At 32.6% G+C, this 13363-nt stretch carries 11 protein-coding genes; 4 read left to right on the plus strand and 7 right to left on the minus strand.

What is annotated here, in order from left to right; translation table 11 throughout:
• The first annotated feature begins 153 nt into the window (after positions 1–153).
• The gene (locus ACH2CG_RS05960) at positions 154–1476 is read left to right on the plus strand and encodes a hydroxymethylglutaryl-CoA synthase family protein (RefSeq protein WP_395063184.1); all 1323 of its coding nucleotides are present in this window, start codon (positions 154–156) and stop codon (positions 1474–1476) included.
• A gap of 113 nt (positions 1477–1589) precedes the next feature.
• On the opposite strand, the gene ACH2CG_RS05965 is transcribed toward ACH2CG_RS05960, so the two are convergent.
• From ACH2CG_RS05965 to ACH2CG_RS05975, 3 genes are all read right to left on the minus strand, one after another.
• Positions 1590–1931: a hypothetical protein gene (locus tag ACH2CG_RS05965; protein WP_395063186.1), complete on the minus strand. Its 342-nt coding sequence runs from the start codon at positions 1929–1931 to the stop codon at positions 1590–1592.
• Between the two features lie 169 nt (positions 1932–2100).
• Positions 2101–2532, minus strand: coding sequence for a hypothetical protein (locus tag ACH2CG_RS05970; protein WP_395063188.1), 432 nt, complete (start codon positions 2530–2532; stop codon positions 2101–2103).
• A 104-nt stretch (positions 2533–2636) separates the two neighbouring features.
• Positions 2637–4172, minus strand: coding sequence for a YifB family Mg chelatase-like AAA ATPase (locus ACH2CG_RS05975; protein ID WP_395063190.1), 1536 nt, complete (start codon positions 4170–4172; stop codon positions 2637–2639).
• Between the two features lie 149 nt (positions 4173–4321).
• Here ACH2CG_RS05975 and ACH2CG_RS05980 point away from each other — a divergent pair, with 149 nt between their 5' ends.
• Complete coding sequence (locus ACH2CG_RS05980) at positions 4322–5509, plus strand: ATP-binding protein (protein WP_395063192.1); 1188 nt, start codon at positions 4322–4324, stop codon at positions 5507–5509.
• A 73-nt stretch (positions 5510–5582) separates the two neighbouring features.
• Here ACH2CG_RS05980 and ACH2CG_RS05985 read toward each other — a convergent pair whose 3' ends face one another.
• From ACH2CG_RS05985 to ACH2CG_RS05995, 3 genes are read right to left on the minus strand one after another with little or no spacing between them, the layout of a single operon-like run.
• A complete protein-coding gene (locus ACH2CG_RS05985; RefSeq protein WP_395063194.1) occupies positions 5583–7586 on the minus strand; it encodes a cytochrome c biogenesis protein CcdA in 2004 nt (667 codons plus the stop codon).
• A complete protein-coding gene (tilS, locus tag ACH2CG_RS05990; RefSeq protein ID WP_395063196.1) occupies positions 7586–8893 on the minus strand; it encodes a tRNA lysidine(34) synthetase TilS in 1308 nt (435 codons plus the stop codon). The genes ACH2CG_RS05985 and tilS overlap by 1 nt, the downstream gene beginning before the upstream one ends.
• A gap of 21 nt (positions 8894–8914) precedes the next feature.
• A complete protein-coding gene (locus ACH2CG_RS05995; RefSeq protein WP_395063198.1) occupies positions 8915–10198 on the minus strand; it encodes an anthranilate synthase component I family protein in 1284 nt (427 codons plus the stop codon).
• A 201-nt stretch (positions 10199–10399) separates the two neighbouring features.
• On the opposite strand from ACH2CG_RS05995, the gene ACH2CG_RS06000 reads away from it, so the two are divergent.
• Positions 10400–11305 (plus strand): DUF4349 domain-containing protein, encoded by a 906-nt coding sequence (locus tag ACH2CG_RS06000; RefSeq protein ID WP_395063200.1) that lies wholly within the window; start codon positions 10400–10402, stop codon positions 11303–11305.
• Positions 11306–11403: 98 nt separating this feature from the next.
• On the plus strand, positions 11404–11778 hold the full coding sequence (locus ACH2CG_RS06005) for a DoxX family membrane protein (protein WP_395063202.1): 375 nt from the start codon (positions 11404–11406) through the stop codon (positions 11776–11778).
• 66 nt (positions 11779–11844) lie between these two features.
• Here ACH2CG_RS06005 and lpdA read toward each other — a convergent pair whose 3' ends face one another.
• Complete coding sequence (gene lpdA, locus ACH2CG_RS06010) at positions 11845–13248, minus strand: dihydrolipoyl dehydrogenase (RefSeq protein ID WP_395063204.1); 1404 nt, start codon at positions 13246–13248, stop codon at positions 11845–11847.
• Positions 13249–13363: the final 115 nt, after the last annotated feature.

The raw sequence follows: 13363 nt of genomic DNA on the forward strand, positions 1-13363 counted from the left end.
TATCTGGGCTATTTCGTGCAAAATAATAACAATATCTAAAAAATAAACCCTCTTTTTTATCACATTCATAAATCGTAATACAATAAGTAATATTTATAAAATGTTCAATCCAAAATAAACATTCAAATATTAAATTTGCTAAAAACAACAACAATGAAAGTAGGAATTGACAGCATAACATTTGACATACCCAAGTTACATTTACCCATAAAAACTCTAGCTGAAAACCGTAATATCGAACCCGAAAAACTAATAAAAGGTTTAGGATTACACAAAATGAGTTTTCCAGATGTAAACCAAGACGTAGTCACATTTGCAGCCAATGCAGTCTATAAACTCATCCTACAAGAAAATTTAAACCCCAAAGATATTGCCCGAATTTATGTAGGAACAGAAAGCGCAGTTGATTCCTCCAAGCCAATTGCATCCTACATAATTCAACTTCTAGAACAACAACTAGGCGACAGAACTTTTCGCTACTGTGATGTAACAGACATGACCTTTGCCTGTATTGGCGCAGTAGATGCGTTACAAACAAATTTAGATTTTATAAGACTAAACCCAACCAAAAAAGCAATTGTAGTAGCAACCGACAATGCCAAATACGATTTAAATTCTACTGGCGAATACACACAAGGTGCAGGCGCAATTGCCATGCTTATTACTGCCAATCCAAGAGTTTTATCGTTCTCGCAAGAAGTAGGAATTTCATCACAAGGTGTTTTTGATTTCTTTAAACCAAGACGTTATGTTTCTAAAGATGAAATTCTAAACACCACCAACAACCCCGAATGGTTTGGTATTTTAGAAAACGAAGTAGCATTCTATAAAGAACAACCCGTTTTTGACGGTCACTATTCCAATCAATGTTATATAAATCGAATTACTGAAGCATACAATCATTATAAAGAAATTACCAATCAATCCAACAATTTATACCAAAACTGGGAAAATATCTTGATGCACCTACCCTATTGTTTTCAAGCAAGAAGAACATTTGTAGAAATTTATGCTAAAGAAAACAACTTGACCGACGATATAAAAATTATTGCTAAATCACCAGAATATGTAGCGTTTGTGAACCAAACCATCTTTCCGTCAGAAATTGCATCTGGACAAGTTGGCAACATGTACACAGGTTCTATTTTCTTAGGAATGCTATCTACATTGTGCTTTCATTTTCAAAACGATACTAATTTAACCCACAAAAAATTCGGATTTATCGCTTACGGAAGTGGCTCTAAGTCAAAAGTATTTGAAGCCCAAGTTGAAGAAAATTGGAAGTCGGTCATAGCCATAACACAACTTTTTGAAACATTAGATAAAAGTACCGAAATAGATTTTGGAACCTACATTTCACTTCACAAAAAAGAAAGAAACCAGCCAGTCTTGCAACCCAAAAACGAGTTTGTTTTAGATTATATAGAAAAAGAAAATCCAGTTCTTGTTGGAGCACGATATTATCGATTTGCTTGATTTACATAATTTTTAATGGATTTGAAACTTTCAAAAATGTTTCTGTTTGTCTTTTATGTTTTGAGGATTTTATATGAAAAGTGATGTTTGCGCAAAACCAGAGTTGGCGTTCATTATACATTACTTATTTTTTTGTCAAACCACACATCTTCATAATTGTCTTTTCCAATTAGAAATCTAAAACCAATGTCCAAACCTAAATATTTAAGTACTTCGGGTTTGAGTTTCAATAAATGTTCTGCACAAATTGGTTTAAAGAAATCGTCTCTTTCTTCAAATTTTCCTGACCAAATAAACCAACCTGTTGTTCCGTCTTCTGAATTATGACGCAAACCATTTAACGTCTCCAAATACAAATCTGCTGAAATTCCAACTTTCAAATCTTTGTTAATTGGTTTACTCAACGAATCATATTTTTGACATAGTTTCTTTTCTCTTCTAAGTAAAAATTCCAATCGTTAATTTTTATTTTAGTTTTCTATTATTACTGTCAACATTAAAACTCTTTACAAAGTTGCGTGGTCCGGAAATGCTTGTTTTCTGTTTAAGAAAAAAATATTGTGAAACGCAAACGTGAATTCCTGAAAATTCACAATTGTGGGAAACGGCTGTAAGGTGAAGTTTTTATTTTATTTCCAATATAAACATCTTGTTGTTTTTTTCAGTAAATACTTTATACATTTCTTTTCTGTTACTGAGAATTAATCTTTTCGGTACTGAGTAAATTTTAATCATTTTCAAAATTTCAAAATTCGGCTTTTCTGAGTTAACATATTCAATCATCACTGAGTCCTTTGGTTTCAGCATTACTTTGGATATTAAGTTCTTTCTGTCGAATGATATTTGAGGATAATTTTCCATTGAAAAAGTACCCATTTGATATGAGTTTTTACCATATTTTTTTTCTATTTGGGTTCGGTCATATTGAACTTCAATCTTCAATTCTTTTTCAGATAAGTTTACAATTTTTGATGTAGAAAAAATGTCTGAGGAAGATTTACTTTTACCACAACCGAAAACAATAAAAGCAACTAAAGAAAATATAATATTCTTCATAAATTTATTAGTGTCATAAAATGTTGCCTAATTGATATATACACGCATCTAATATAACCAAATTCCAACAACACAAAAAATTTCTACTCAATTTTCTAAAAAAATCATCCCAACCAACCATCTCTATCCAAACTTCTGTATTGAATAGCTTCGGCAATATGATAGGAAACAACAATTGCTGTATTTTCTAAATCGGCAATCGTTCGGGCAACTTTCAATATTCTGTCAAAAGCTCTTGCAGATAAATTTAATTTTTCCATAGCCGTTTTTAACAATTGCAACGATGCTGCGTCAAGAGCACAATATTCTCTAATTTGCTTAGAACTCATTTGTGCATTGTAATGAATGTTGTCAAAAGCTTCAAATCGTTTGGTCTGAATTTCTCTTGCTGCAGTTACGCGCTTTCTAATTTCTACACTGCTTTCAGCTTTACGCGTTTCAGTAAGTTTGTCAAACGGCACTGGAGTAACCTCTATATGAATGTCTATTCTGTCTAAAAGTGGTCCCGAAATTTTACTTAAATACCGTTGCATTTCATGTGGTGAAGAACTTTGTGGTGAATCTGGATCATTAAAATAACCACTAGGACTCGGATTCATACTAGCAACCAACATAAACGATGATGGATAAGTAATCGTAAATTTTGCTCTAGAAATTGTAACTTCTCTATCTTCTAACGGTTGACGCATTACTTCAAGAACTTCGCGTTTAAACTCTGGCAACTCGTCAAGAAACAAAACGCCATTGTGTGACAAAGAAATCTCTCCTGGTTGTGGATAACTTCCGCCACCAACTAGTGAAACAGAACTCGCAGTATGATGTGGCGCTCTAAAAGGTCGCTGACTCATCAATCCGGCATCTTTAATTTTTCCGGCAACAGAGTGGATTTTTGTAGTTTCTAATGCTTCTTTCAAGGTCATTGGAGGTAAAATACTTGGCAATCGCTTGGCAAGCATAGTTTTTCCTGAACCTGGTGGACCAATTAATATAATATTGTGTCCGCCAGCAGCAGCAATTTCCATACATCTTTTTATAGATTCTTGACCTTTTACATCGGCAAAATCAAATTCGGGAAAATCCAATTCTTTATAAAATTCTTCGCGTGTATCAATAATTGTTGGCTCAATAGTTCCTTTTCCTTCAAAGAAATCAATTACTTCGGTTACGTTTTCAATTCCGTAAACGTTCAATCCATCTACAACTGCGGCTTCTTTTACGTTCTGTTTTGGCAGAAAAAAACCTTTAAATCCTTCTTCACGAGCTTTAATTGCAATTGATAATGCTCCTTTTATAGGTTGCAATCCGCCATCAAGCGACAATTCACCCATAATGACATATAGAGCAACTTCGTCTGATTTTATTTGTCCCGATGCAGCAAGAATTCCAATTGCCAAAGTTAAATCGTAGGCTGAACCTTCTTTTCGCAAATCGGCTGGAGCCAAATTTATAGTGATTTTCTTTCCCGGAAGTTGGTATCCGTTGTTTTTCAGTGCTGCAGCAATACGGTAACTGCTTTCTTTTATGGCATTATCAGGTAAACCTACAAGATGGTACCCAATACCTTTATCAATATTTACTTCTACGGTGATTGTAGTGGCTTCAACGCCAAAGACGGCGCTTCCAAATACTTTTACTAACATGGCTTATACTTTTTAAATGGCTTATAATGATGCAAATATATATAAAATATTGAAAAAAAATATAAATGGTTAAATAAAATACAAACGAAAGCCACATTCAAACCATTAACCTTAATTTTACGTATATAAAATACCTACTAATAAATAAAATGAAAAATATTGAAGAACAACGTTTAAGAATCCTTAAAAGTTATGATTTACTTGATACTAAGCCCGAAGTAGAATTTGATAATATAACTTTTTTAGCCTCAACTCTTTGTAACACTCCCATTTCTACTATTACGTTGATTGATGCTGACAGACAATGGTTTAAATCTAAAATTGGTGTGTCTAATGAGGAAAGTTCCAAAGAAAGTTCCTTTTGCTCTATTGCAATTGAAAAATCTAGTAAAACAATTGTTGTAGAAAAAGTGATGGAAGATGATGACTTTAAAAAAGTTGGACTCATTAATGGTTTAACCAACGAAGGATTTTATGCCGGCGTACCCATAAAAGATAAAGACACCGGAATTATCTTGGGTACACTATGCGTCATCGATTCTGTGAATAAAACATTGACAGAAAGACAAATTATATCTTTAGAAATACTTGCAGAGCAAACATCAAAATTATTTGAACTTAGAAAAAAATTTAAAAGTTTAGCTCAAAATAATGAGTACTTATTACTTAGATATTCCGAGTTAGAGAAATTTGCAAGTGTCATTTCTCATGATATGAAATCGCCTTTAAACAACATTATTTCACTTATTGGTATCATTAAAGAAAATGCATCGGAGGCCATCAACAATGAAAATGAAGACTATTTTAATCTAATTGAAGAATGTTCTATTCAATTGAAGAATTATATTGACGGTTTATTAAATTTTTATAAAACAGATAGTATTGATTTAAACGAAAAAGACGAAATTGTTATAACCGATTTAATTGAGGAAATAAAATCATTACTTCATGTAAATTCAAATGTAAAAATTAATTTTTCATCTGATTACCAACTAATTAAAACCAATAAATATGGTTTAATTCAAATACTTCTAAACTTAGTAGGAAACGGAATTAAATACAACGACAAGGAGATATCTGAAATAAATATCGATTTTAAATCAGACTCCAATCAATACATAATTAAAGTTGCTGATAATGGCATCGGAATGAAATCAGAGAATCTCAATGAAATTTATGAGTCATTCAAAATCTTAAATATCAAAGATAGATTTGGAAATTATGGTACAGGTTTAGGTTTATCAACCGTAAAAAAAATTGTCGATAAATTGGGTTCCATCGAAGTTGCATCCGAAATCAATAAAGGAACTACTTTTACAATTTATCTGAATAAATAAAATTCTAATTTGCATAAAAAAAACCATTTACAAAATGAAGTAAATGGTTTTTTTATGATCTTAAATAGTCTAATTATTTAAAATTAGCAACGCCTTCTTTCAACCAATTTTCGTATAATTTTACATCGGGATCGTAACTTGTTGTTGGTTTATTTGGATTAAGATTATTGCCTTCCAAATCTTCTACAACATACAACGGTTGTGTATTGGTTTTAAATTTTGTAATCATTAAATCGGTCCATTTATCGCCAATAGTTTCAATTTCTGATCCTGTAGATTTAGAAATAAATTGTTCCTCTTTTGGCAACGGACGTTTATCATCTGCAAATAACGAAATTAAAACCACATCATTTTTCAAGATTTTAGAAACGTTTTCATCTGTCCAAACGTTGTTTTCCATTTTTCTACAATTGGAGCACGCATGACCTGTAAAGTCTAATAAAATTGGTTTTTTAACTTCCTTTGCATACGCCAAACCTTTTTCGTAATCTGTAAAAATCACCAATCCGTTTGGACCAAACTCTGCTCCATCTGGCAATTTTTGATCGCCATTGGATGTACCCATAAATCCTCTTGGACTTTCGCTATAAGTTTGTGGTGGCGTAAAAGCACTAATCAATTTTAGTGGCGCACCAAAAAGACCTGGAATCATATAGAATGTGAAAGCCAAAACTAGCAATGCCAATCCTAATCTTCCTACCGAAATATGTGCTAATGGAGAATCGTGTGGCAACGTTATTTTTCCTAACAAGTAAATTGCCCAAGTTCCAAAAATAGCAATCCAAATGGATAAAAAGGTTTCTCTTTCAAAATAATGCAATTGCAATACCAAATCGGCATTGGATAAAAATTTGAAAGCAAACGCCAATTCTAAAAATCCTAGCGAAACCTTAACGGTATTTAACCAACCACCAGATTTTGGTAACGATTGCATCCAACTCGGAAACAAGGCAAACAACATAAATGGCAAAGCCAAAGCCGTAGAAAATCCTAACATTCCTATCACTGGAGCAATACCACCTTTGGATGCCGATTCTACTAAAAGTGTCCCTACAATTGGACCAGTACACGAAAACGAAACAATTGCCAAAGCCAAAGCCATAAATAAAATTCCTATAACACCACCTTTATCTGCTTGTCTATCTACTTTATTTGCCCAAGAATTAGGCAACATAATTTCGAAAGCTCCCAAAAAGGATACTGCAAAAACTACTAATAACAAAAAGAAAATCACGTTAAACCATACGTTTGTTGAAAGTGCATTCAAAGCATCGGCACCAAAAATAGCGTTGATAGCCAATCCTAAAATTACATAGATCGCTATAATTGATATCCCGAAAAGTATAGCATTGCGTTTTCCTTGCGCCGGATTTTTACTTTGTTTTGTAAAAAAACTAACCGTCATTGGTATCATTGGAAAAACACAAGGCGTTAACAATGCGGCAAATCCTCCTAGAAAGGCAAGAAAAAATATAGTCCAAAGTCCTTTTTTCGCTGCTTTTATGGGTTCAGAAATTGCTGCGGTTTTCTTAACTTCTTTCACTTCAGGTTTTACTGTATCAACAGGAAAGGTAGTTTCAACCCTAGAAGTATCTACAGTTGTTGGAACAATTGCGGCCGCTTTGGCAGAAACTGGAATATCAAAATTAAAGTCAACATTGTCATTAATACATTGTGTCAAACACACCTGAAAATCAACATTAGCAACAATTTTACTAGTTTTTGGGTTGGTGATTTTTACCTTTTGTGTTAAGGTAAATTTGTTTTCAAAATAGTATTCGTCAACTCCAAAATCGGTATTGAAATGTTTTTTATAAGGACTTTCTTTAGCTTTTCCAACCAATTCAAAGTTTCCTTTTTGGTTTTTAAAGGTTAATGATATTGGAAGTGGTCCGTCATCTGGAGTAAATTGGGAATAGACATGCCAACCGTCTTCAATTGTGGCACTCATTATCAAATTGAATTCGGTATCAGAAATCTTCTCGGTTTTAGAAGTCCATTTTACTGGTTTTTTTATTTGTGAATTTCCAGTTGCAAAAGCTAAAAAAGCCAAGAGCACAAAAAATAATTTCTTCATTAGTTTAGTTTTATATGTAGTTTGTTTGTTGTTTTATTTGTAATTTTAAATCGATCGTCTTGACGTTTACCAATAACCCAAACAATCTGATTATCAGAACATAAAATCCATTGATTTGATTTATCAAGTAAAGACATTTTTTCATCTTTAAAATACTTGCTCAATTTCTTTTTGCCTTGCATTCCTATCGGATAAAAATAATCGCCTTCTTGCCATTTTCTAATAGTCAGCGGAAACTTCAATTGATCTTCATCCACAAAGATACTATTTGAATCGGTAACAGAAATGTCATCTAGGTTACAAAGCGCAATATTTAAGGGAATTTTAACGTCTTTTTGGTTTTTATCAATAAAAAATACCGCTTCAATACTTACGTTTTCTTTACCATAAAGGATTAAAAAATCCCTATCTTTCAACAAAATATAGTTTTCAGAAAAGACTTGTTTGCCCGATTGTGCCACAACCAAATCATAAATATCATTCCAAGATGTAAATTCAAATTCTTTGAGCCATTGGTACAAATACGCTTTGTAATTGGGCAACTTTAGCAATTCATTCAAATTGATTTTCAATTGATTTCCATCATTCTCAACAGCAATTTTATGAACCAAATTGGTCGCGTCATCAACCAACGATTGCGATTGCTGTAAGTTGTCTAAAGTATTTTGAAAGGAAGCAAGCAAATTGACATTCAATTCTTTCAAAACTGGTACTACATCATGTCGAATTTTATTTCTTAAATATTTATCTGATGCATTACTAGAATCTTCTCTCCATGAAATGTTATTTTCATTAGCATAATTCTCAATTTCAAGTCTTGAAAAAGGCAACAACGGACGAATAATTTTATCGTTTTGAGCTGGAATTCCTGTTAAACCTTCCAATCCTGTTCCGCGAGTTAGGTTGATTAAAAAGGTTTCTAAACTGTCGTCCAAATGATGTGCCGTCAAAATATAATCGATATTCTGTTCGCGTAATTGTTCATAAAACCAATCATAACGTAGCTTTCTAGCAGCTAGTTGTGTTGATAATTTATAATCGGATGCAAATTGATTGGTGTCAAATTTCTGAATGAAAATTGGAATATTTTTTTCGTCACAAAACGCCTTTACAAAATATTCATCGCCATCACTTTCTAAATTTCTAAGAGAAAAATTACAATGTAAAACGGCAATTTCATAATTCAATTTGTGAAATAAATCTAGTAAAACAATGCTATCAATGCCACCACTAACAGCCAAAAACAACTTCTTCTCGTTTAGAAAAGCAAAATTTGAGGATAAATGTTTTTGAAGTTTGTTAAGCATTTTCAAAAGTAAGGAATTTATTTAACTCAAAACCTCAAACATAGCTTTGGCTTTCAACAAACATTCGTCATATTCATTTTCTGGTTCAGACAAAGAGGTTATGGCGCTTCCAACAGAAAAAGAAAGATACTGATTGTCAGAATTATACAAAATACTTCGAATGACCACATTAAAATCAAAATCGCCATTGGGAGTAAAATAACCCACTGCGCCACTGTACAATCCGCGTTTGGTTTCTTCAAGATTTTCAATAATAGTCATGGCCGAAATCTTTGGCGCACCAGTCATACTTCCCATTGGAAAAGTCGTTCTCAAAATTTCAATTGGTGAAGTTGTATGTTCTACGTTAGAAACTATTGTAGAAATCATGTGATGCACTTGTTTGAAGGTGTAAATTTGACACAACTCTGCTACTTCAACCGACCCTTTTGTGGCGGTTTTAGACAAATCGTTACGCACTAAATCAACAATCATAATGTTTTCTGAACGTTCTTTTTGATTGTTTTGCAAATTATTTTTTGATGCTTCATCTTCATCCAAGTTTAATGACCGCTTGGAAGTTCCTTTTATAGGTTGCGAAATTACTTTCTGATGTTCCTTTTTCAAATAACGTTCGGGCGATGCCGACAGCAAATAATTCGTATTGTTTTTAAAATAAACCGCAAATGGAGGTTCTGAAATTTGGTTTAGCTTTCTATAAATTTCTAAAGGTTCTATTTGGGCATTCTCGGTATAAAATTCCATACAAAAATTAGCTTCATAAATAGCGCCAAGATGAATGTGCTCGAGCATTTTAGAAACTTTAGATATGTAGTTTTCTTTAGAAATTCGCTGATTAACATTGATTTTGGAAGACAGAAAACTAAAAACGGAACACTGATTAATTTCTTCAAAATCTTCTTCAATTTCGTCATCACACATAGTCAAATACTGAATTTCTAATTGATTTTCTTTCAATAAAAATATCTTTTTAGGCTGAAAAAAAAACAAATCAGGAAAGTGCAATCCATCATAATTATCCGATTTTAAATCTTCAATATCATTTTTTAAATCGTACGATAAATAACCAAAAATCCAATCTCTAGCTTGACTTTGGTATTGATGTAAATCTTCAAAAGCTTTTTCGTAATCGGTTTTAATTGACGTTAAAGCATCAACGGCAAGTACGCAATCGTAACTTGAATACTTTTGATTATAGGAATTAGAATCTAAAAAAATAACTTCTCGAAACTGATTTGCCCACAACAAAAGTTGCTGTTTAAATTCGGAAGTGTTTTCAATAGTCTTAGAAATGATTGTTCTCAAAAGAAATAATTTATTTTTCAAAATTACGATAAAATATATTTTAAGCTAAATTTAAGTTGGATGATTTTTTGGCACGATTTTTAGATACTTAAAATTATCATAAAAATTCATTTTAAAAACTCTTTATTATTGATAATAAAATTACTTATAAACATACAGTTGAATACTATTATCTAAATAATAACTTTAAAACCAATTTTTATGATCAAAAAAACCAAATTAGTAGTGGCTTTGCTTTTTATTGGCATGGCAATTTCGTGCAAACAAGCACAATCTGAGAATGCGAGTGACGCAACATTAGACAAATCAGTTGCTGAAAATTCAGACACTACGAGTGTAATTTCTTCCTCGGCTGCGGCACAACCAAAGAACAGTAATAGGAAATTTGTGAGAACAGCCGACATTAAATTTAAAGTCAAAAATGTAGCAAAATCTACTACAATCGTTGAAGATGCAACCAACAAATTTGGCGGATTTGTAACCTATACCAACCTACAAAGCAACATTGCAGATGAAGATAAAACCAAAGTTAGTCCCGACAGCACTTTGGTTACAACAAAATTTACTGTTGAAAATAATTTGACGATTCGAGTTCCGAACACTCAATTGGATACTGTAATTAAAACTATTGCATCTCAAATTGGATTTCTTAATTATCGAGTGATTAAAGCTGATGATGTGACTTTACAAATGTTATCCAATAAAATGGCTCAAAAAAGAAGTTCCAGTACCGAAAAAAGAATTGCCACTGCAATTGATACCAAAGGCAAAAAACTTACGCAAATTATTGATGCCGAAGAAAATTTAGGCACTAAAAAAGAAGCTAATGATACCAAAACAATTGAAAATTTATCCCTTCAAGACCAAGTAAACTTTAGTACATTAACGTTATTAATTTATCAAGATCAAACGATTAAACAAGAAATGATTGCAAACGAAAAAAGTGTTAATGCCTACCGACCAAATATTGGATTGCAACTTTGGGATTCTATAAAAACTGGATGGTTTATACTTGAAGAAATCCTTTCGTTTCTTGCCGTACTTTGGCCATTTGGTTTAATCGGTTTTCTAGGATTTATAGGATACAAGAAATTTATAAAAAAATAACATTTGAAAACTATGTTAATAAACCACTCATTTGTAGTGGTTTTATTATTTTAAATATAGAGTATCTTTGAAATACTAACCAATAAATTTATATAACTATGCGAATCGCAACAATTATTGTTCGTTTACTTTTAGGAGCATTACTATTATTTGCTTCGATATCTTATTTTTTTCATTTAATGCCCGAACCAGCATTTACTGGAAATATGAAAACTTTTAATGAAGGTATTGCCGCTTCTGGCTATTTAATGCCACTAGCTAAAGTCGTCGAACTTATTGCAGGTTTAACTTTTGTTACTGGAAAATTCATGAAGATTGGAGCTATAATTGCAGTTCCAGTTACCTTGAATATTTTATTAATTAACGCATTTATGATGCCCGAAGGAACTCCAATTGCAGCTGCCTTATTTGTAGGGAATTTGTTCCTGATTTATACTAATTGGAACAGTTATAAACATTTGTTTACAGCTTAAAAAAAAATCCCAAATTGCAATTAAACATTTTTGGAATTTGGGATTTAAAATATTGTGATTTTCGTTTTATACGTGCAACGCTCTATTATCAGTAGCAGCCAAAGCAGCTTCTTTAATTGCTTCTGCAAATGTTGGATGCGCATGTGACATTCTAGAAATATCTTCGGCACTGGCTCTAAATTCCATAGCGGTTACGGCTTCGGCAATTAAATCGGCACAACGAGCACCAATCATGTGAACACCTAAAACTTCATCAGTTTTAGCATCAGCTAAAATTTTTACAAATCCGTCAGTATCGCTACTTGCTCTTGCTCTTCCCAATGCTTTGAATGGGAAACTACCTGTTTTATATTCAATTCCATCCGCTTTTAATTGTTCTTCTGTTTTACCAACAGCTGCAACTTCTGGCCAAGTATAAACTACTCCGGGAATCAAATTATAATCGATATGTGGTTTTTGACCAGCCAAAATTTCAGCAACCATAGTTCCTTCTTCTTCGGCTTTGTGTGCCAACATTGCGCCACGAACTACATCGCCAATTGCATAAATATTTGGAACATTAGTTTGTAAATGATCGTTTACTTCTACCATTCCTCTATCTGTGATTTTTACACCAGCTTTATCTGCCGAAAGTCCGTCTGTATAAGGACGACGACCAACAGAAACCAACGAATAATCACCTTCCACAGTAATCGTTTCACCTTTAGCATTCTCAGCTTGAACAGTTACTACATCGCCATTTCTTGCTACCGATTTTACTTTGTGAGAAACGTAGAATTTCATTCCTTGTTTTTTCAATACTTTGGTCAATTCTTTAGACAAACCAGCATCCATTCCCGGAATAATTCGGTCCATATATTCTACTACCGAAACTTGTGCACCAAGACGTAAATACACTTGTCCCAATTCGATTCCGATAACGCCACCACCAATAATTACTAAATGTTTAGGAACTTCTGGCAATTTTAATGCTTCTGTTGATGTTATAATTCGTTCTTTATCAATTTTAATGAAAGGAAGATTTGATGGTTTAGAACCTGTTGCAATGATGATATTTTTAGCTTCAATAACCTCCGAAGTTCCATCAGCTTTGGAAACTTTTACATGTGTTGCATCTTCAAACGAACCTAATCCTTCGAAAACAGTAACTTTATTTTTATCCATTAAAAATTTAACACCGCCAGAAGTTTGATCTACAACCGCTTGTTTGCGTGCAATCATTTTCTCAAGATTTACTTTTACTTCGCCCGAAACTTCAATTCCGTGGTCAGCAAAATGTTGTAATTCTTCGTAAAGATGTGAGGATGCTAAAAGTGCTTTTGATGGAATACAACCTCCATTAAGGCAAGTGCCACCAAGCGTTGAATATTTTTCTATAATTGCGGTTTTAAAACCCAATTGTGCACAACGAATTGCCGAAACATATCCGCCTGGACCTGAACCTATAATGACTACGTCAAATGAACTCATGTTATATATTTTTGTGTGTTTTATAAAAGTTGCACAAATTTACGAATTCAATTTCAATTATAATATCAAAAATCAAATTCAATGTCAAAAAACAATTTCGTTGACAATACCAGTA

Origin of the sequence: Flavobacterium sp., from assembly GCF_043778725.1 — a bacterium.
GTDB lineage: Bacteria > Bacteroidota > Bacteroidia > Flavobacteriales > Flavobacteriaceae > Flavobacterium.

What these genes read in the sequence shown, in the direction of transcription:
- ACH2CG_RS05960 (WP_395063184.1), top strand. Translation starts at nt 154, where the DNA reads ATGAAAGTAGGAATTGACAGCATAACATTTGACATACCCAAGTTACAT.
- ACH2CG_RS05970 (WP_395063188.1), bottom strand. Translation starts at nt 2,532, where the DNA reads ATGAAGAATATTATATTTTCTTTAGTTGCTTTTATTGTTTTCGGTTGT.
- ACH2CG_RS05975 (WP_395063190.1), bottom strand. Translation starts at nt 4,172, where the DNA reads ATGTTAGTAAAAGTATTTGGAAGCGCCGTCTTTGGCGTTGAAGCCACT.
- ACH2CG_RS05980 (WP_395063192.1), top strand. Translation starts at nt 4,322, where the DNA reads ATGAAAAATATTGAAGAACAACGTTTAAGAATCCTTAAAAGTTATGAT.
- ACH2CG_RS05985 (WP_395063194.1), bottom strand. Translation starts at nt 7,586, where the DNA reads ATGAAGAAATTATTTTTTGTGCTCTTGGCTTTTTTAGCTTTTGCAACT.
- tilS (WP_395063196.1), bottom strand. Translation starts at nt 8,893, where the DNA reads ATGCTTAACAAACTTCAAAAACATTTATCCTCAAATTTTGCTTTTCTA.
- ACH2CG_RS06000 (WP_395063200.1), top strand. Translation starts at nt 10,400, where the DNA reads ATGATCAAAAAAACCAAATTAGTAGTGGCTTTGCTTTTTATTGGCATG.
- ACH2CG_RS06005 (WP_395063202.1), top strand. Translation starts at nt 11,404, where the DNA reads ATGCGAATCGCAACAATTATTGTTCGTTTACTTTTAGGAGCATTACTA.
- lpdA (WP_395063204.1), bottom strand. Translation starts at nt 13,248, where the DNA reads ATGAGTTCATTTGACGTAGTCATTATAGGTTCAGGTCCAGGCGGATAT.